The organism is Terriglobus roseus (genome assembly GCF_900105625.1).
GTDB classification, from domain to species: Bacteria; Acidobacteriota; Terriglobia; order Terriglobales; family Acidobacteriaceae; genus Terriglobus; species Terriglobus roseus_B.
The window spans coordinates 3,887,338-3,906,037 of sequence record NZ_FNSD01000001.1 but is presented as its reverse complement, the minus strand read 5'-3'; the positions used below and the strand labels follow the sequence as shown (position 1 = coordinate 3,906,037).

Sequence of the window (18,700 nt, the reverse complement as noted above, 5' to 3'; positions counted from 1 at the left end):
GGGCGAAGGGCCGCAGCGAAGAAATCAGTGGTCGTCAGAGGGCGCTACCGTTCGGGTCAGTGCCGCTGCCACATTCAGATCGGCCGATGGGCGCATGGGCACCAGCGCGTCCCGCTCTCGTTCGTGCAGCTTCACATCCGCCGGGGAGAGCGGTGGCAAGCGATAGATCTCAACATGGAGTCCGTTCAGCACCGCCAGTTGCAGTCCATCCGACGACAACGCGAAATTGCCACCGGGTCGTTGCACCGGAGAACTTGTGACGCGCAGCAACTCTTCGCCCGCACGACCGCTGTAGACACGTATCTCCTGGCCTCGGATCTCATCGGCGTCCGGCCGGTCGCTGCCCTGCATTCCAACCGTTGTGAGGGTATTGCGTACGGCGAAGCGGCCTGTATCGGGAGCCATGTCCACGCTTAGCCACAGGGGCGCATCATCGGTCGTGAAGACCCACTTCGCCTCGGCTAGAAGGTTGAAACCGCCCATCAGCTTGCGATCTTCCCCGCCACGGCAGCCATACGCGTAAAATTCCGCGTCGCTGACGAAGATGCTGCGTGGACGGCAGGTGCTGGTGAAACCGGCCAGCTCGATGTTCTTGCCGGCAAAGGTGTGAAAGTCAAAGCCCCAGTGCGTGCGGTCTTCACGCACCGTCTGCAGGACCCCCATGGACGTGAATGCCAGCGAGAACGGGTCTTTTGAGATCGCCCTGCCGCGGTTCCCAAGTCGCACCGCGCCTGTCTCGTCGACGGCCAGCCGGTAAAACGTGGCGGACACCGGTCGATCCTTGGCCTCGGCGGGGTCGTCGCCAATCTTGAGCGGCGGCGATGTCTCGACCAGCATCAGATCGCGCTCCGGACTGAATTCGAGCGCCTGCAGCTCGTCATCAGACTCCAGCAGCGTCCGCTGCCCAAGGTGCTCCTTGTTGAAGGATCCGAGCGGGTCCAGCGAATAAAAATCGCCTCGGATACGCAGGAGAAAATGCCCGTTCGCCAAGGGCCACAGGTAGGAAGCGCGATCATGCACGCGCCACTCTGCCTCGCGGAGAACCTTGCCGTCCGGCAGTGAGATCACAACGGCTCGCACAAAGTGATCATCATCGCCCTCGCGCTGCTCCGCGCTGCGCGGGATCAACTTCTTCGCCGTGTAGGTAAGCAGCAGATGCTTCGAATCGATGAAGTTTATTGTTGCGTTGGTATAACCGGCACGTAGGGACGCAGAGCTTGTGATGGGACGGTAGCCCATGATGTCCAGAGGCAGGGTGATGGCCGGTGTTGGTGCTGGCTTGGCCGCCGTCACATCCTCCGCACGCAGAGCGGGCAGGCACAAAAGCGTGGCAACTGCAGCGACGAACAGGCGTGTGTGGGTGCGACCGGTGAGCAGCATGGCGTCGTAGGTGTTCCCTATCGTAGACGAAACGCCGGGCCGAAAGCTGCAGCTTTGCCGTCGAGCCGTGCGCCAGATCGAACCCTGGGATTGTGCGACAGTGAAAGCATGTCCCTTCCGCCAAAATCACGCAGCATGGGCTTTGCCGCGTGCGGTGCCGCCGGTGCGCTTTGGGGCACGGGCTTCTTCTTCGGCAAGATTGCACTGCGTGAAGTGTCCGTCGGTCACATGGTGCTCTACCGTTTCCTGTTCGCAGTCATCCCGATGCTGCCGCTGGCGCGTGGCCGTGGGGACCGTTGGACATACCGCGACTGGGCCATCCTCGTCGTTACGGCTTTCTTCGGCATCCCGCTCCAGTTCCTGGTCCAGTTTTATGGGTTGTCGCTAACCACTCTCAGCCACGCCGCACTCATGATCGGCACGATGCCGGTAATCCTCGCGCTTGCGGCCGCCGTCTTTCTGCAGGAACGGATGGACAACGTGGGCTGGACCGCGCTTGCAGGATCGACACTGGGCGCATGCCTGATCGCACTTGGAGGCCATGCAAGTGGAGCGTCGTCGCTGAAGGGTGACCTCCTCATCGTGGCTTCGCTGTTGATTGCCCTGGTCTGGATCCTGGGCAACAAAAATCTGCTGAACCGTCACCGCACCCTGGAAGTGAGCGCCCGAAGTGTGATGGTAGGTACCGTCATGATGCTGATATGGGTCTGGCTGCAATTTGGACCGCCTCCCGTGCACGGAATTTCCACGAAAGCATGGATCTCATTGGCCGCCAGCGGATTGCTTTGTACCGCATCAACAACCATGCTGTGGAACTGGGGCATGACACAGGTGCCCGCCTCGCAGGCGGGTATCTTCCTGAATATGGAGCCCGTGATTGGATCGCTGCTGGGAGTGTTGGTCTTTCACGAGCAGCTTGGCGTATTTGCCTGGCTGGGGGGCGCACTCATCGTGGGCAGCGCAGCGGTTCTGACTGCACGTAGCCCCGCAGGTGCCGAGGCCGCGGCAATGGCGCAAGTCGAATGAGAATCTACGCATGACGATTCACGAAGCATTGCCGCGGATGATCGCTATCGATATGGATGGCACCCTTGTGCATCCCGGTGGCACCGTCTCGGAAGCCAACCAGGCGTCCCTGCAACGCGCTCGAGACGCGGGTGCTCGTATCGTTATTGCCACAGGCCGCCGTCACAGTTACGCCATGAAGGTCCTGCGCACGGCCGGCATGCAGCCCGACGACATCGTCCTCAGCTCCAACGGGACGGTTGCGCGAACGGTCAGCGGCGACCTCATCTTCCGCGAGACGATGCCGCTTCCAACCGCCGAGTGGCTGTGCACGCAGCTTGGGGAATACCGCAACGCCTTCGTCTTCACTTTCGACAAGCTTGGAGCTCACGGCGAAGACATGCCCGGCGCCCTGGTGCTGGAAGAGCTCGACGAGCTGCACGGCTCCATCGGCAAATGGATGGAGGCGAACGCCCCCTATATACGCCGCATCGTGCCGATCGAAGACGCGCTGCTTGGTGAGGATGGTCATCCCGGCCCTCTGCCCATCCAGGCGATGCTGTGCGGAAGCATGGACCGCATGGAACGCGCGATGGCCGAGATTGCCACCACGCACGACGACCGTGTGTCGCTGCACCGCACGGAGTATCCCGGTCGCGATCTCTGCATCGTCGACATTCTGCCGCGCGGCTGCTCCAAAGGATCAGGTCTGCGCCGCCTGCTGTCGCTCGAGGCCCTGACGCCTGACGACCTCATGGCCATTGGCGATAACTGGAATGACATGCCCATGCTCGAGCTTGCCCGCTGGCCGGCGCTGATGGGTAACGCACCCGAGACGCTGCGGGAGCTCGCCACGGAACAGGGCTGGCCCATCACCTGCTCACACGATCTGGACGGCGTCAGCGAAGCCATGAGCCTCTACTTCCCCGCACCGGTCTTCTCAGGACGTTAGCGATAGAATCGGGTGCCCGTACGCCTGCGAAGCAGGTGTTCGGGTCCAGTGCTACGCTGAATAGCGAATGCAACCCTGCACCCACAGAGTCACACTGTGCCTTCTGGCTGTCCTCGTGGCGGTGGCACCCTGCGCACGAGCCGCGGAGATTGTGACGCTTCAGAGCGGCTTCACCATCCGCTGTGCGTCGCGCGAGCCGCTCTCAGCCGATACCGTCCGCCTGCACCTGCGCTCGACGGGCGATGCCGATAATTACATGGACGTCCCGGCGGGATCCATCGCGACCGTGGAGACGACATCGGACGAACTTCCCGCTCCCGTCACTGCGACGCAGACAAGGTCCGTGGGCACCGCTGAAATTCTTGCCACCTCAGGCGCTCGCCACAACGTCAACGTGGCACTGCTGGCCGCAGTCGTTCATGCAGAAAGCGCGGGCAATGCCCGTGCGGTTTCGCGATCGGGCGCGCAAGGGTTGATGCAATTAATGCCCGGCACAGCCGCCGCGCTGGGCGTAGGAAACACCTTCGATCCTGCAAGCAATGTGAACGGTGGCAGCGCCTATCTGGACGCCCTGCTCACCCGCTACCATGACAACCTGCCGCTGGCGCTGGCGGCATACAATGCTGGTCCCGGTGCGGTCGACCGCTATCACGGCATTCCCCCTTTCCGCGAAACACAGGCGTACGTCGCACGCGTCATCCGCGAGTTCAATCGACGCATCGCGCAGGGCAAGGCAGGCAACACCACGATGGCGGCACGCTAGTTATGAACAAGCGCAGAACGATCGTCTGGGGCGTTGGAATACTCGTGCTGGCCCTGCTGGCTTGGAAGCTGCACACCTCGAACTTTGAGTGGGCGCGCTTCTGGCAGGCGTGCCGCTCGGCTGACTGGCGCATGCTGCTGGTGGCCGTGCTGCTCATCTACAGCATGAACATCTTCCGCGCGGCACGATGGGCCATCTTCCTGAAGCCGTCTCTTCCCGCCGGGCAGCGCGTTCCTTGGTGGTCTCTCCTCGGTTCGCAGTTCATCGGCTTTGCAGGACTCGCAGCGCTTGGACGAGTGGGTGAGCTCATCCGTCCATATCTTGTCAGCAAGCGGACTGGCCTGTCGTTCTCTTCGCAGGTCGCAGTTGTCGCCGTCGAGCGTGTCTTCGATCTTGGCGCGTTCGCCCTGATTTTCTCCGTGAATCTGCTACTCTCGCCCCAGTTAGCCACGTTGCCGTACCACGAGTACTTCCACCGCATCGGCTACGCGATCTTTGGACTCACGCTTTTCCTGTGCCTCTTTGTCTTCGGGGTACGGATCGCGGGTAGTGCTGTGGCAAGGATGTTTGGTGGCCTCGCCGGGCGCTTTTCCCCTACCGCCGGCAATGCCATCGCTTCCAAAATCCTGCAGTTCCGCGGCGGTCTAAACACGATCGGCAGCGCGATGGACTTCCTGAAAGTCTCGCTCTTGAGCCTTGCCGCATGGCTCATTGTGGCCGTCGACTACGTCGTCATCATGCGTGCGTTTCCCGCCCCCGTGCATGACCTTACGATCGCGCATTCCGTCCTGCTGATGGGCTTCAGCGTGGTGGGTGGAGTCGTACAGCTACCGGGTATCGGCGGCGGCGCGCAGGTGTTGTCCATCACTGCGCTGACCAAGCTCTTTGGCATTCCAGGCGAGCTCGCTACCAGCGCCGGCATGATCCTCTGGCTCGTGACCACCATGAGCATCATCCCCGCTGGCGTGCTCTTCGCACAGTTTGAACACGTCTCTCTGCGTGGCCTGGCCAATGCCAGCGATGAGGCAGCGGAAGAGTCCGAAGTGCCGCACAGTACACTGGACCTCAAATGAAATGTCCGTTTTGCGGCTGGGCCCAGGATAAAGTTGTCGACTCACGCGAGAGCAAGGAGGCCGACAGCATCCGGCGCCGGCGCGAGTGCGAAAAATGCAACAAGCGCTTCACCACCTATGAGCGGATCGACGAGATCCCGTACATGGTTGTGAAGAAGGATGGGCGCCGCGAGAAGTTCGATCGCCAGAAGGTCCTGAGCGGTCTGCTGCACGCCTGCGAAAAGCGTCCCGTGCCCACAGGTAAGCTGGGCAAGATCGTTGATGAGACCGAGGCTTTCGTCGTCGACTCTCCCGACCGCGAACGCACCACCAGCGAGATCGGCGAGCTCATCATGTCGCATCTGCGCGAGATGGACACTGTCGCCTACATCCGCTTTGCCTCGGTCTATCGCGACTTCAAGGACGTCCGCGAATTCAAAGCAGAGCTGGAAGAGCTTTTGGGCGGAAAAACGCGCAAACCTACAGTCTAGGTTCTTAGGCATCACGAGCAGGGTGCCCATTCGTGCGCATGATTGGGCTATTGCGCGTGGGCGCGATGACGTGCGCATCCCGTATTCCATTCATGATGTGCGCCGGTCGTGAACAAGGCCCATTCACACCAGCCAGTCAAAATGTTTCCCGCGGCATCACAAACCACATCGGCCCGCTCAGCATCACAGCAGCGATGAGGTTCGAAGGCTATCTGCTGCTTGCCACACTCCCCCTTGGTCTGTCGGGCTGCAAGCCCGACGCCGCCGTGGAGCATGGATCGACCATCAACTCCACCACTGGCACGCCGAGTGGGCAGAAGAACCCTGGCAAGACCGTAGTGATTCCGCCCAAAACCGACCAATCTCAGCCGTTGAACAAGGTGCAAAAACCATGACCGACCTACACTCGATGGGGCTTCCCTTCTGGTTCCTCGTTCTCAGCCTGTTTCTGCCACGTATCTCGATGCTGGTGCTGTATCTGCAGGGCCACACCGGCAGCACCTACGTTATCCAGTGGGTTCCGGTTCTGGTCGCGCTACTCGTGCCGCGCATCCTGATCCTCTTCTGGATCTACACGGCACAGGGCCTCAGCATCTGGTTCCTGATTCACGCTGTCGCTCTTGTGATTGCATGGGGCGGCACCGGCGGACGCACGGTCTACCGTCGCCGGCGCAGCGACCTTTAAGGCGACGCAGAAGCGAATTCGCTGCCGGGTAAACGGATCACGAAAGGGCATGGCTTCGGCTATGCCCTTTTGCGATTTCGGCCAATCGCGCCTGTTCGAAAACGCCCGGATGCGCCGCCACAACAAGCGTCATTCGCCGCTTTTCGGTATCCTTATCGGATAAGTACGAGACGACAAGGACTGGATCAGATGGAACGTCGTAAGGTGGGTATCCTGGGCGCGACCGGCACCGTGGGTCAGCGCTTCATTCAACTGCTTGAGTCCCACCCGTGGTTTGAGATCACATGGCTCGCCGCCAGCGAGCGCTCCGCCGGCAAACGCTACGCGGATGCCTGCCGCTGGAAGCTCGACACACCGATGCCCGCGCGCGTCGCAGAGATGGTGCTGCAGCCCAACACGCCCGAGGCAAACACGGAAGACGTGCCACGGATCATCTTCGCGGCTCTGGACTCCGACGTTGCCAAAGAACTCGAGCCGGCCTTCGCAGAAGCCGGTTGCGCCGTCATCTCCAACTCCAGCGCCTTCCGCATGACCCACGACGTACCGCTCGTCATCCCCGAGGTCAATGCCGACCACCTGCCGCTGCTGCTGCACCAGACGAGCTGCAAGAACGGTAAAGGCGGCTACATCGTCACCAATCCCAACTGCTGCGCTATCGGCCTTGTGCTCGCACTCGCTCCACTGCAGGAGCGCTTCGGCATTGAAGCGATGTTCGTCAGCACCATGCAGGCCGTCAGTGGCGCAGGGTACCCCGGCGTGCCCTCGCTCGACATCCTCGGCAACGTCGTTCCCTTCATCAAGAACGAAGAGGAGAAGCTGCAGGAGGAAGTCAACAAGCTGCTTGGCTCCTTCAACGGTAAGGCGATTGACATGCTGCCCGCCAAGGTCAGCGCGCACTGCAACCGCGTTGCCGTCATCGACGGCCACACGGAGTGCGTCTCCATCAAGTTCACCAAGGCCGCCACGCGCGAGGAGATCCTTGCTGCTTGGAGCGAGTTCCAGCCCCTGGCACAGCATCACCTGCCCTCTGCGCCGGAAAACCCGGTGATCTTCAACGAGTCCATCGACCGCCCGCAGCCGCGCCTGGATGTCAACGCTGGCAAAGGCATGAGCACTACCGTCGGTCGTCTGCGGGAGTGTTCCCTGCTGGACTGGAAGTTCGTCCTGCTAAGCCACAACACCGTCCGCGGTGCTGCGGGCGCGGCCGTGTTGAATGCGGAGGTGCTGGCAAAGATGGACCTGCTGCCCGGCCAGGTAAAGCACACGCAGACCGGTGCGGGTCGAGAGCTGGTGACCGCATGAGCACCGCGCCCCGTCCCCAACTCGTTGTCATGAAGTTCGGCGGTACCTCCGTCGAAGATGCCGCAGCCATCCGCCGCACCGCCGCTGTCGTGCGCAGCCGTCGCGACAAGGGTCTCGAAGCCATCGTCGTCGTCTCCGCGATGGCCAAGGTTACCGATCAACTGCTGGCAGCAGCGGCAGCCGCGGGCATCGGCGATAAGGCCGGCGCACTTGCGCTGAGCGCACGTTTGCGTTCACGCCACCTGGAGACCGCAGCCGATCTGGTCAAGCCACCAGCACTCTCGATCCTGCTGAACCACATCCAGCATGACTTCGACGCACTCGACGACCTGCTGCGCGGCATCGCAGCCGTGGGTGAGTTGACCCCGCGCACCACCGATCTTGTTGTCAGCTTTGGCGAACGCCTTTCGAGCCAGATCGTGGCTGCGGCCTTTGACGCCAACGGTCTGAACGGCACGCATCTCGACGCGCGCCTGTGCGTCATCACCGACGACAGTTACGGCAAGGCCATCCCGCAGGAAGCACTCATCGAGCAGCGCATGAAGCAGCACGCTCTGCCGCTGGTCGAGCAGGGTCTCACGCCGGTTATGGGTGGCTTCATCGCATCAAATGAAGCAGGCATCACCACCACCCTTGGGCGCGGTGGCAGCGACTTCTCCGCTGCTCTTGTCGGCGGTGCGCTACACGCGGGCGCCATCGAGATCTGGACCGACGTCAACGGCATCATGACGACCGATCCGCGCATCTGCCCGGACGCCCTGCGCGTGAAGACCATCTCGTTCGAAGAGGCCGCCGAACTCGCCTACTTCGGCGCGAAGGTGCTGCATCCCGCCACCATTCTTCCTGCAGTCCAGAAGAACATTCCGGTCTGGGTGCTCAACAGCCGCAACGCTGCCAATGAAGGCACACGTATCAGCGCAGTCGCACCGCCCTGCCGCTCGCCCTTCAAGAGCATCGCCGTCAAGAAGAAGCTCACCATCGTCGACATCGTAGCCAGCCGTATGCTGATGTCGCACGGCTATCTGAAGGCCGTCTTCGATGTCTTCGATAAGCACAAGGTCGCCATCGATATGGTCTCCACCAGCGAAGTTTCGATCTCGGTGACCGTGGACACAAGCGACCGTCTGCCGCTGATCGCGGAAGATCTCTCAAAGATCGCCGACGTGAAGTACGAGAGCAACAAGGCGCTCATCTGCCTGGTTGGCGAAGACATTCGCGGCCACAGCGGCATCGCGGGCAAGGTCTTCACCGCGGTGGAACACGTGAACGTCCGCATGATCTCGCAGGGTGCAAGCGAGATCAACATGAGCTTCATGATCGAAGAGGACGACGCGGCTGAGGCTATTCAGTCGCTGCACCGCACCTTCTTCGCCGATCCGGACGCCAACATCTTCGACCTGGATGCGCGCGCCAACACCACCGGCGCACCGCCAGTTAGCGCATCTGCGTCCGTCGTAGTGCAGTAAGCATCACACCTCGTGGTCACCTTCGCATGATGATGTACGAATCGTGCGAAGGTTGGCTCCTATCCTTGCAGGCCAAGTTCTTCCACCTGCAGGAGGCAGACATAAGCTCCTTCCGCATGTTGCAATTCTTATAGTGCGAAGGGCAGTTATAGCTCCCTGTTTGCGGTGAACGTTTCACCGTCAAGGGAAGGCAAGAATCGTAAGGGCACGGCTTCAGCCGTGCCGATTGGCAGTTTAGAAGTAAGGGGCTTCAGCCCCGGGGATTGAACCATGCGAGTGCTGGTACTGGGTCACGGCAAGACAGGCAAGCTGGTCGCGGAAGTAGCGACAGAACGCGGCCACGGCGTACACGTTCTGGATGCTAAGGAAAACCCGCGCGGAGCAGCGCTTACGGCTCCCTTTGTTGCCGGGTTCGACGTTGTGATCGATTTCACCACGCCTGAAGCCGTGCTGACCAACCTGCGCGCATGCCTGGCCGTTGGGGCGAAGGTCGTCGTAGGTACAACCGGCTGGTATGGAAGTCTGCACGACATGAGCGGTCTCGCCACCCGCAAGGAAGGCGCCCTGCTGCACGGCACCAACTATTCGATCGGTGTGCAGGTCATGCTGCAGCTCGCAAAGCAGATGGCTGCACCGCTGCGGAAGGCAGGCTACGAGTTCAAGATCGAAGAAACGCACCACGTCACTAAGCTGGACGCGCCCAGCGGCACCGCCATCAGCCTGCAGCAGTCGCTGAGCGAGGTGGGTGAAGTGCCCATCACCTCGCTGCGCGAGGGCGATGTTCCCGGCCTGCATGTGATCGAGGCCGTCAGCGGATCCGACCGTCTGCTGCTGACCCACGAAGCCTTCGGGCGTCGTGGATTTGCCGAAGGCGCGGTGCGCGGAGCCGAATGGCTGAGCACACGCAAAGGTGTTTACGACTTCCGCGACATCTTCACCGAGTTGTAGAGACTCGCGCAGCAAACGTTTGGAGGGGCAGGGCTTAGCCCTACCATTCCAGGTTTAGCAACAAAGGCGGCTTCAGCCGCTAAGGGAATCACTATGGCAGCCATCGCAGAAGCACCCCGTACCTTCGCCGACCTCACCTTTGAAGAGAAGCTCGACCGCATGGCCCTGGTCGCCGTCCGGGTCGGCCTGAACCTGCATGAAGGTCAGGAACTCCTCATCACGGCGTCGCTCGACCACGTCCCTTTCGTGCGCCGCGTCGTCGAGCAGGCTTACAAGGCCGGCGCCAGCATCGTCACGGTGATGTACGCGGACGACGATGCAACCCTCTCGCGCTACAAGTACGCACCCGACGCCAGCTTCGATGCCGTGCCCAAGTGGCTCACCGAGGGCATCGCCGAGGCCTACCGCAGCGGAGCCGCTCGCATGGGCATCACCGGTGCAAATCCGTCGCTGCTGAAGGATCAGGACCCCGCCAAGGTAAGCCGCGTGAATGTTGCCATGTCCAGGGCCTCCAAGCCGGCGATGGAACTGGTCACACGCCACGCCATCAACTGGACCATAGTCGCAGCCGCAACGCCCGCATGGGCCAAGCTCATGTTCCCGGACGTGCCGGAGAACGAGGCCGTCGCGCGGCAGTGGGACGCCATCTTCCACGCCTCGCGCATCACCGGCGCAGACCCGGTGCAGGACTGGAAAGACCATGGCGCTAACATCGCCAAGCGCGTCACCATTCTGAATGACAAGCGCTTTCACTCCCTGCACTTCCGTAGCCCCGGGACTGATCTCGTCGTCGGCCTGGCCGACGATCACCTGTGGGCGGGCGGTGGCGGCGTCTGCGGCAACGGCATCTTCTGCAATGCCAACATTCCCACGGAAGAGTGCTTCACCACGCCGCACAGAGATCGCGTCGACGGTACCGTCACCGCATCGAAGCCGCTCTCGCACCAGGGCACGTTGATCGAAAACATCAGCGTGCGCTTCGAGAACGGCAGGATCGTGGAAGCCCACGCCACCGCAGGCGAAGAGGCTCTTCGCAAGCTCATCAAGGTCGACGAAGGCGCCAGCCACCTGGGCGAGGTAGCCCTCGTCCCGCACGGCTCGCCCATCGCACAGAGTGGCCTGCTCTACTGGAACACCCTCTTCGATGAAAATGCCGCGAGCCACATTGCGCTCGGCCAGGCCTACGCCACCTGCATCAAGGACGGCGAGACGCTCGACGAAGCAACGCTGAACGCCAAGGGCGCGAACACCAGCCTGATCCACGTCGACTGGATGATCGGCAGCGGCCAGATGAACGTCGACGGCGTCTACGAAGACGGCACGGAAGAACCCTTAATGCGCAACGGCGAGTGGGTGTAGCTTGTCTACGCTCGAGATGAAGTCAACCCGTCTCGAAGCCTTCAGTGACGGTGTCATCGCCGTCATCATCACCATCATGGTGCTGGAACTTCACGTCCCGGCGGCGAACGGTCTGCCGGGCTTCCTCACGATCATCCCGAAGCTGGGCATCTACGCGCTCAGCTTCCTCATGGTGGCCATCTACTGGGTCAATCACCATGAACTGCTCCGCCGAAGCGAGAAGATCAACTACCGCGTCCTGTGGGCGAACCTGCTCTTCCTCTTCCTTCTGTCGCTGGTTCCCTTCTTTACCGACTACGCGCAGGAAAAGCACTTCGACTCCTTCTCCGTCTCGCTCTACACCATCGTCATGATGTCCTCCGGTGGAGCCTTCCTCGTGCTGCGACTGGCATTGAACCAGCTGCACAAATTGCGCGGCGAGCCGCTGCCGAAGCAGGATCGCGCCGAGACGATCAAGCACGTCACCAGCATCGTCCTTTACCTTGCCGCGCTACCTGTTGCGTACTACAAGCCCGTCCTCTCGTTGCTCCTCAACTTGCTTGTCACCTTCATCTGGATCGCGCCGGAGCTTGGCGTTCGTCGAGCCCACAGCGACGCCTGAAGGCCCGTCCGCGATACACTCAACAACGGCATGGAACCTGCGATTTTTCACGGACTCGGCACAGCAATCGTCACTCCCTTTCACACCGACGAGAGCGTGGACCACGCTTCGCTGCGCAAGCTCGTCGAAGCGCAGATCGCTGGCGGCGTCGACTTCCTGGTCGCCTGCGGGTCCACCGGCGAAGCCAGCACGCTCTCTGAAGACGAGACCATCGCCGTCATCACCACGGTTCTTGAAGCAGCACAGGGCCGCATCCCTGTCATGGCCGGGTGCACGCACAACAGCACGCGCGAAGCCGTCCGCCGCTCCATAGCTATCGCAAAGATTCCCGGACTCAGCGGCATCCTGACCGCAAATCCGTACTACAACAAGCCCTCGCAGCAGGGTCAGTACCTGCACTTCAAGGCCATCGCAGACGCCATCGCGCCGCTGCCGCTGCTGCTCTACAACATCCCGGGCCGCACCGCCGCAAACCTCGAACCGGCAACGCTCATGCGCCTCGCGCAACTGCCCAACGTCGTCGGTATCAAGGAATCCAGCGGCAACCTCGCGCAGATCGGAGAAATCCTCGCCCTTAAGCCCGCAGACTTCTCCGTCTTCGCAGGCGACGACTACCTCGCGCTACCCATCATCGCGGGCGGCGGCGCGGGCCTCATCTCGGTTGCATCGAATGTCGCTCCGAAGCTCGTCTCGGATCTCATCAAGGCTGCGCTCGTACACGACCTCGGCGCAGCACGCGAGTTCGCAAAAGAACTGCATGCAGTCAACAACGCCTTATTCTCTGAGCCAAACCCGGCACCTGCCAAAGCCGTGCTCGCGATGATGGATCTGATCGAAGGCGATACCCTCCGTCTGCCCATGCTGCCCGTCAGTGATGCGACGCGGGAGAAGCTCCGCGCGGTCGCGACGGACTTGGGACTGATGCCGCAGTGATCTACTGCCGCACATTACGCTCCTCGATCGGAAGGGCACAGCTTCAGCTGTGCCAACCACCTCTCCCGCGAGTCGGCTTTAGCCGCTGAGGTTCAGCTTTCTTTTGCTGATCGAAGAGAGCGGACCTCAGGGGCCCAAGCCCGGTTCTGGAGAGCTCACATCGGCCCAGCTCGAACGATTGGATTCGGTCGGGACCATTCGCCTATGCTCCTCGAAATGCTCTTGGCAAAGCCGACGCCGTGCCCTTCCGACCAACCGAAATCCGTTGAACTTTCTAAACGATTGCAAGCCGGTTCTCGAAGACGATGCCTACTCCCGGCCGATGACTACCTCTTGCGATTCTCTTCTTCGATCAACGCAAGCCAGTCGGCATACGGTGTGTTCTTCGCCATGTGCCGGTTGTAGTCCGGCGCACCATCGTCCCACCACACAGCCCCACGCTCACCCAGCGCATGCTTTGCCGCGTCCACGCGTTTCCGCGCGGCTTCACGTGCCGCAGCGTCCCCCGCTCGCAACGCTCTGCCCTTGGCACTCCGCGCTTGCATCAGTTCATGCACCAACCGTTCGCGCTCCTCGGCACTCAACGCAGGGTTCGAGCATCGCCAAAGCCGTCCCCGCACCACGAAGTAGCGGCCATCGGGCGTCACCGGCGGACTGTGTTTCTCTCGCACTTAGAGTCGGATGCACACACGCGCTTGGTAAACTTCCCACATGCCCTTTCAAGATCTGGAACAACGCATCGAGCATGCGTTCTCGCTCGGTGCCGCCGCAGTTGCGGAGCGCGAGTCTATCGATGCCTTCAACGAACTGCGTGACGCCCTCGAAGCCGGCACCCTCCGCTCCGCCGAGCCGGACGCCACCAGCCCCATTGGCTGGAAGGTCAACGCCTGGGTCAAGCGCGGCATCCTCCTCGGCTTCCGACTCGGCACCCTCGTCGACATGAGCTCCGGCGCCTTCGTCGACAAGCACACCTATCCCGCCCGCATCTTCACGCCGGAGCAGGGCATCCGCATCGTTCCCGGCGGCTCCTCCGTCCGCGCCGGTGCGTTCCTGGCGAAGTCCGTTGTCATGATGCCGCCCGCCTACGTCAACGTCGGCGCCTACGTCGATGAAGGCACCATGATCGACTCGCATGCGCTCGTCGGCTCCTGCGCGCAGATCGGCAAGCGCGTTCACCTCTCGGCCGCAGCGCAGATTGGCGGCGTCCTGGAGCCCGTGAACGCAACGCCCGTCATCATTGAGGACGACGTCCTTGTCGGCGGCAATACTGGCGTATATGAAGGAACCATCGTCCGCAGCAAGGCCGTCCTCGCAGCAGGCACCATCCTGACCCGCGGTACACCGGTGTATGACGTCGTCAACAACGTCACCATCCGCGCCACGGCAGACACGCCGCTCATCATCCCCGCCGGAGCAGTAGTCGTCCCGGGATCGCGCGCCATCACCAAGCCCGGCGCCGAAGGTCTTAGCGTGTATACGCCCATCATCGTGAAGTATCGCGATGAGAAGACGGAGCTCTCGCTGGCACTCGAAGATCTTCTGCGGTAACGTCACAGAAACCATCGGAGAAGCCGCCCATGCTGCGCCAGGCCCTACTGCACAACGAACACGAGCCCGTCGACAACGATGGCTTTCGTCTGCGCGGCCTGGGCTTTTCGCGGCTGGACGCCTTCTCCGATGTCGTTTTCGGCTTCGCGCTGACGCTTCTCGTCGTCTCGCTCGAAGTTCCGAAGAACTACGAAGAGCTCCATCATCTCTGGTCCGGCTTCCTGCCTTTCGGCATCAGCTTTCTCCTGCTGATGCTCGTCTGGTACGGCCACTACACCTACTTCCGCCGCTTTGGCACGCATGACCCGGGCACCGTGTGGCTGAACGGCCTGCTGCTCTTTGTTGTGCTGTTCTACGTCTATCCGCTCAAGTTCCTCTTCCTGTCCTCCTTCGGTCAGAATGAAGTGGTCATGACCGGCACCAACATGCGTGAGGTCGTTCAACTCTTCTCGGCCGGCCTTGCCACCATCTACTTCCTCTTCTCAGCGCTCTACGCCAACGCCTACCGCCAGCGCGAAAAACTTGCACTTACACCGGTGGAACGCATGCTGACCCGCAACTTCATCGTGGAAGAGGCCGGCACCGGCTCTGTCGGCATCATGGTCTGTGTGCTGGCGGCGATCGCCTCGCCTGATAAAGCAGGCGCAACCTGCCTCCTTTTTCTCGTCATCAGCGTCTGGAAGAGCTTTATGGGCGCCCGATCCGGTCGCATCGCACGCCGCATGGCGGAACAGGCAAACGCCATTGGCCCGGATGCGTCGGCCGCGCTCTGAATCCGCAGTCGCCTGACCAGCCCAGGCGACATCCCGCCCGCCTATCGGGTCGCATCCCTGAGGGCCGGAACGGTATGACGGACCGGCGTTCCGGCCGGTAGAAGTGCTACCCTGAAGGTCCATGAGTAATGAAACACTGAAAATCATCCCTCTGGGTGGACTGGGCGAGTTCGGTATGAACTGCATGGCCATCCAGTGGAAAGACGACATTGTCGTCATCGACGCCGGCCTGATGTTCCCCGAAGACGATCTCCTCGGCGTCGACATCGTAGTCCCCGACATCACCTACCTGCTTGAGAACCGCGAGAAAGTCCGCGGCATTCTCCTGACGCACGGTCATGAGGATCACATCGGCGGCCTGCCTCGCATCCTGTCACAGCTCAACGTGCCCGTCTACGGTACGGAGTTCACGCTGACGCTGCTCGAAGGCAAGCTCGAAGAGCACAAGCTGCTCGACGATGCTGACATGATTGAGATGCTGCCCGGCGAGAGCTTCAGTCTGGGCGTCTTCAAGATCTCGCCCATCCGCGTGACACATTCGCTGGTGGACTGCGTAGCCCTGGCGATCCGCACCCCTGTGGGTACGATCGTCCACACGGGCGACTTCAAGATCGATCTCTCCTCGCCGGATGGCAAGCCCTTCGACCTGCACAGCTTTGCTGAGCTCGGAAAAGAAGGCGTCCTCCTGCTGCTGCAGGACAGCACCAACTGCGATCGCACGGGCTACACGCCCGGCGAGCTTGCAGTAAAGCCGCGACTCGATGAGATCTTCGCGCGGACGGAGAAGCGTCTCTTCTTCTCCTGCTTCTCGTCTTCGATTCACCGCATCAAGCTGGCCATGGAACTGGCGCACAAGCATGGCCGCAAGGTCGCGCTCATCGGCCGCTCCATGGACAATGCCTCCGAGATCGCAATGGACCTGGGCTACATCGATCCGCCGCAGGGACTCATTGTGCACTCAGGCGCCATCAAGGACCTGCCTCCCGAGAAGGTCTGCGTCATGATCAGCGGCACGCAGGGCGAGCCCATGTCCGCCCTGAGCCGTGCCGCCGTGGACAATCACAAGCACGCACGCATCGAAGCAGGCGACACGGTCCTCTTCAGCTCGCGCGTCATCCCTGGTAATGAGAAGGCCATCTATAACGTCATCGATCACCTCTATCGCCGCAAGGCAAAGGTCATCCACGACGACGGCAAGAGTGGCCTGATCCACGTCAGCGGCCACGCATCGCAGGAAGAGCTTCGGCTCATGATCAACCTGCTGCGTCCCAAGTTCTTCGTGCCCGTCCATGGCGACTACCGCCACCTGACGCAGCACATTGAAGTGGCCACCGGAACCGGCATCCCCGGGAAGTGCGTTCTGCTGGAAGACGGCGAAGTGCTCGAACTCACCGCCACCTCCGCCGAGAAGACCGGCAAGGTCAACAGCGGCCGCATCCTCATCGACTCGGGCTCCACGTCTGACGTCGTCGAAGACATCATCATCCGCGACCGCCGTCACCTTTCCGAAGCAGGCTTAGTGCTCGCCATCATCACCATCGACAAGATGAGCGGCAAGCTCGCCGGGCAGCCCGAAATCGTCACGCGCGGATTCGCCGTCAACGAAGAAGGCATGGTCAAGGATGCCCGCCGCATCATCGGCCAGACGCTGGAACAATCCAGCAACGAAGAAAAGCGCGACTGGATGCTGATCAAGGAGAAGGTCCGCGCCGACCTGAAGCGCTACATCCAGAAAAACACCCAGCGCCGCCCCATGATCATGCCAGTCATCCTCGAGATCTGAGCGAGCCAGGCGTTACAAGACTCAACAGTAAGAGCCCCGCCTGATACAGGCGGGGTTCTTCTTGCTTCCGAGCCTCAAGCTTTTTCTGGCGTCAGGTGCCTGGAGCAGAGGGATGGCTCCGACAGGCCGATCTCCCGGCACTTATCGTATCCCAGCGACTCACACCGATTACTGCTGCTTCTTAAAGACATCCTGAAATATGAGCTGCCCCCAGGTGCGACCGCGCGCGTGTACCAGCCATCCGCCTTCATTCAGCTTTCCCAGCTTGACTGGCGCGAATCCGAGCTGTCTGGCCAGCTCCTCCACGGGAGCGACTGCTTCTTCCTCGTTGCTCGACAGAAAGACGACCCGATGACCACCTTCGGCTACGGGATCGGTCGCCAGCGTGGCTGCGATCAGGTGATTAAACCCTTTCACGAATCGGGCACCGGGGAACGCCTTTGCGGCAAAGGCAGAGGATGGGAGGCCGTCCAGCTCTTCTGGTGAAACTCCGAAGGCGTTTGTCGTGTCGATGATCGTCTTGCCCTCCCACCTCGGCAGGGCCTTCGCAACCTCTCCAAGCTCTCCGAACGGGACCGCAAGGATGATCGTGTCGGCCTTGAGTGCATCCTTCAACGACCTCGCGACAACCGTAGCTCCAATCTCCTGGGCTCGCGCTGCCAGCTCCTCGGGCGGGCGGCGGCTTGCGACGGTGACGTTCATGTTCTTACGAGCGAAGGCGCGGGCGAGCGCCTGGCCTATCTTGCCGAATCCGATAATTGCGTAACTCATGGTTTTCTCCCGTATCTGTTAGTGGTGTCTTCCGCTGATGGAGGCCCGTCGAGTGCGTTCGTTATATCGACTCACCGGGCCCATTGGCCTCAAACGGCCGTCATGCCACCATCGACAAACAATTCCACGCCGTTCACGTAGCTGGCGTCGTCGGACGCAAGGAAGAGAGCAACCGTCGCAATCTCTTCAGGCTGTCCCATCTTGCCCCGCGGGATCAGCGACTCGAAGAACGCAATCGCTTCCTTGGAGAGAACTTCTTCCTGCATCGGCGAAGTCACAGCCCCGGGCACCAGAAGGTTCACTCGGATTTTTCTGTCTTTCAATTCATTGACCCAGGTGCGTGCGAAGGAGCGCAGCGCCAATTTGCTCGCGGCATACACACCAAATCCGGGGAAGCCCTTCGCTGAAGCATTGGACCCGGTCATGATGATCGATCCGCCATCGCTGAGAAGCGGCAGTGCCTTCTGCACCGTGAACAGTGTGCCGCGCACATTCAGATCGAAGGCCGCATCGAAGTGCTCCTCGGTGATCTGGCCCAGCGGCAGCGGCTCCCCCTTACCGGCACTTGCGAACAGGATGTCGATCTTGCCCTTCTCGCGCTTGACCGTCTCGAACAGGCGGTCCAGATCGTCCAGATTGGCTGCGTCCCCGCGGACGCTGGTTACGTTCCGACCAATCGCCTTGACGGCCTCATCGAGCTGCTCTTGCCTGCGTCCAGTGATAAAGACATAAGCACCTTCTTCGACGAAGCGCTTGGCGCTCGCCAGTGCCATACCGCTCGATCCGCCCGTGATGACTGCAACTTTTCCTTGAAGCTTTCCCATGACTTTTCCTTTGATAGAAGTGCGTTTTTCGTTCGATCAGGCTCTTATTCGGTGGTGTTCAGAT

Annotated in this window: 20 protein-coding genes; 16 read left to right on the top strand and 4 right to left on the bottom strand. The window is 61.3% G+C overall.

Going from position 1 to position 18,700, the window contains the following annotated elements:
- Positions 1-24: 24 nt before the first annotated feature.
- Positions 25-1,380: a hypothetical protein gene (locus BLW03_RS16335; protein WP_074655113.1), complete on the bottom strand. Its 1,356-nt coding sequence runs from the start codon at positions 1,378-1,380 to the stop codon at positions 25-27.
- A gap of 108 nt (positions 1,381-1,488) precedes the next feature.
- Between BLW03_RS16335 and BLW03_RS16330 the strand changes: the two genes are divergently transcribed.
- From BLW03_RS16330 to dapA, 13 genes are all read left to right on the top strand, one after another.
- Positions 1,489-2,406, top strand: coding sequence for a DMT family transporter (locus tag BLW03_RS16330; RefSeq protein WP_074655112.1), 918 nt, complete (start codon positions 1,489-1,491; stop codon positions 2,404-2,406).
- Positions 2,407-2,416: 10 nt separating this feature from the next.
- On the top strand, positions 2,417-3,337 hold the full coding sequence (locus BLW03_RS16325; protein WP_074655111.1) for an HAD-IIB family hydrolase: 921 nt from the start codon (positions 2,417-2,419) through the stop codon (positions 3,335-3,337).
- Positions 3,338-3,458: 121 nt separating this feature from the next.
- Entirely contained in the window at positions 3,459-4,100 is a 642-nt protein-coding gene (locus tag BLW03_RS16320; protein ID WP_244502121.1) for a lytic transglycosylase domain-containing protein, read from the top strand.
- A gap of 2 nt (positions 4,101-4,102) precedes the next feature.
- Complete coding sequence (locus tag BLW03_RS16315; RefSeq protein WP_074655109.1) at positions 4,103-5,173, top strand: lysylphosphatidylglycerol synthase transmembrane domain-containing protein; 1,071 nt, start codon at positions 4,103-4,105, stop codon at positions 5,171-5,173.
- Positions 5,170-5,643, top strand: coding sequence for a transcriptional regulator NrdR (gene nrdR / locus BLW03_RS16310; RefSeq protein WP_074655108.1), 474 nt, complete (start codon positions 5,170-5,172; stop codon positions 5,641-5,643). The genes BLW03_RS16315 and nrdR overlap by 4 nt, the downstream gene beginning before the upstream one ends.
- 194 nt (positions 5,644-5,837) lie before the next feature.
- Positions 5,838-6,038 (top strand): hypothetical protein, encoded by a 201-nt coding sequence (locus BLW03_RS16305; RefSeq protein WP_139285229.1) that lies wholly within the window; start codon positions 5,838-5,840, stop codon positions 6,036-6,038.
- Positions 6,035-6,328: a hypothetical protein gene (locus BLW03_RS16300; protein ID WP_074655106.1), complete on the top strand. Its 294-nt coding sequence runs from the start codon at positions 6,035-6,037 to the stop codon at positions 6,326-6,328. The genes BLW03_RS16305 and BLW03_RS16300 overlap by 4 nt, the downstream gene beginning before the upstream one ends.
- A 189-nt stretch (positions 6,329-6,517) precedes the next feature.
- The gene (gene asd / locus BLW03_RS16295) at positions 6,518-7,630 is read left to right on the top strand and encodes an aspartate-semialdehyde dehydrogenase (protein ID WP_074655105.1); all 1,113 of its coding nucleotides are present in this window, start codon (positions 6,518-6,520) and stop codon (positions 7,628-7,630) included.
- On the top strand, positions 7,627-9,096 hold the full coding sequence (lysC, locus tag BLW03_RS16290; protein WP_074655104.1) for a lysine-sensitive aspartokinase 3: 1,470 nt from the start codon (positions 7,627-7,629) through the stop codon (positions 9,094-9,096). Before asd ends, lysC begins: the two co-directional genes overlap by 4 nt.
- A 270-nt stretch (positions 9,097-9,366) precedes the next feature.
- A complete protein-coding gene (locus tag BLW03_RS16285) occupies positions 9,367-10,044 on the top strand; it encodes a 4-hydroxy-tetrahydrodipicolinate reductase (RefSeq protein WP_074655103.1) in 678 nt (225 codons plus the stop codon).
- Between the two features lie 93 nt (positions 10,045-10,137).
- A complete protein-coding gene (locus BLW03_RS16280) occupies positions 10,138-11,403 on the top strand; it encodes an aminopeptidase (protein WP_074655102.1) in 1,266 nt (421 codons plus the stop codon).
- 16 nt (positions 11,404-11,419) lie between these two features.
- On the top strand, positions 11,420-12,004 hold the full coding sequence (locus BLW03_RS16275) for a TMEM175 family protein (protein WP_074656077.1): 585 nt from the start codon (positions 11,420-11,422) through the stop codon (positions 12,002-12,004).
- Positions 12,005-12,034: 30 nt separating this feature from the next.
- Positions 12,035-12,937: a 4-hydroxy-tetrahydrodipicolinate synthase gene (gene dapA, locus BLW03_RS16270; protein ID WP_074655101.1), complete on the top strand. Its 903-nt coding sequence runs from the start codon at positions 12,035-12,037 to the stop codon at positions 12,935-12,937.
- 326 nt (positions 12,938-13,263) lie between these two features.
- Here dapA and BLW03_RS16265 read toward each other — a convergent pair whose 3' ends face one another.
- Complete coding sequence (locus BLW03_RS16265; RefSeq protein WP_074655100.1) at positions 13,264-13,608, bottom strand: hypothetical protein; 345 nt, start codon at positions 13,606-13,608, stop codon at positions 13,264-13,266.
- Between the two features lie 40 nt (positions 13,609-13,648).
- On the opposite strand from BLW03_RS16265, the gene BLW03_RS16260 reads away from it, so the two are divergent.
- From BLW03_RS16260 to BLW03_RS16250, 3 genes are all read left to right on the top strand, one after another.
- On the top strand, positions 13,649-14,485 hold the full coding sequence (locus BLW03_RS16260) for a 2,3,4,5-tetrahydropyridine-2,6-dicarboxylate N-succinyltransferase (RefSeq protein WP_074655099.1): 837 nt from the start codon (positions 13,649-13,651) through the stop codon (positions 14,483-14,485).
- A gap of 29 nt (positions 14,486-14,514) precedes the next feature.
- Complete coding sequence (locus BLW03_RS16255; RefSeq protein WP_074655098.1) at positions 14,515-15,258, top strand: TMEM175 family protein; 744 nt, start codon at positions 14,515-14,517, stop codon at positions 15,256-15,258.
- Positions 15,259-15,379: 121 nt separating this feature from the next.
- Positions 15,380-17,041, top strand: a complete 1,662-nt coding sequence (locus BLW03_RS16250) for a ribonuclease J (RefSeq protein ID WP_074655097.1) — start codon at positions 15,380-15,382, stop codon at positions 17,039-17,041.
- 168 nt (positions 17,042-17,209) lie between these two features.
- Here the strand turns inward: BLW03_RS16250 and BLW03_RS16245 are convergent, their stop codons facing one another.
- Positions 17,210-17,827: an NADPH-dependent F420 reductase gene (locus tag BLW03_RS16245; RefSeq protein ID WP_432279827.1), complete on the bottom strand. Its 618-nt coding sequence runs from the start codon at positions 17,825-17,827 to the stop codon at positions 17,210-17,212.
- 74 nt (positions 17,828-17,901) lie between these two features.
- Entirely contained in the window at positions 17,902-18,636 is a 735-nt protein-coding gene (locus BLW03_RS16240) for an SDR family NAD(P)-dependent oxidoreductase (RefSeq protein WP_074655095.1), read from the bottom strand.
- Positions 18,637-18,700: the final 64 nt, after the last annotated feature.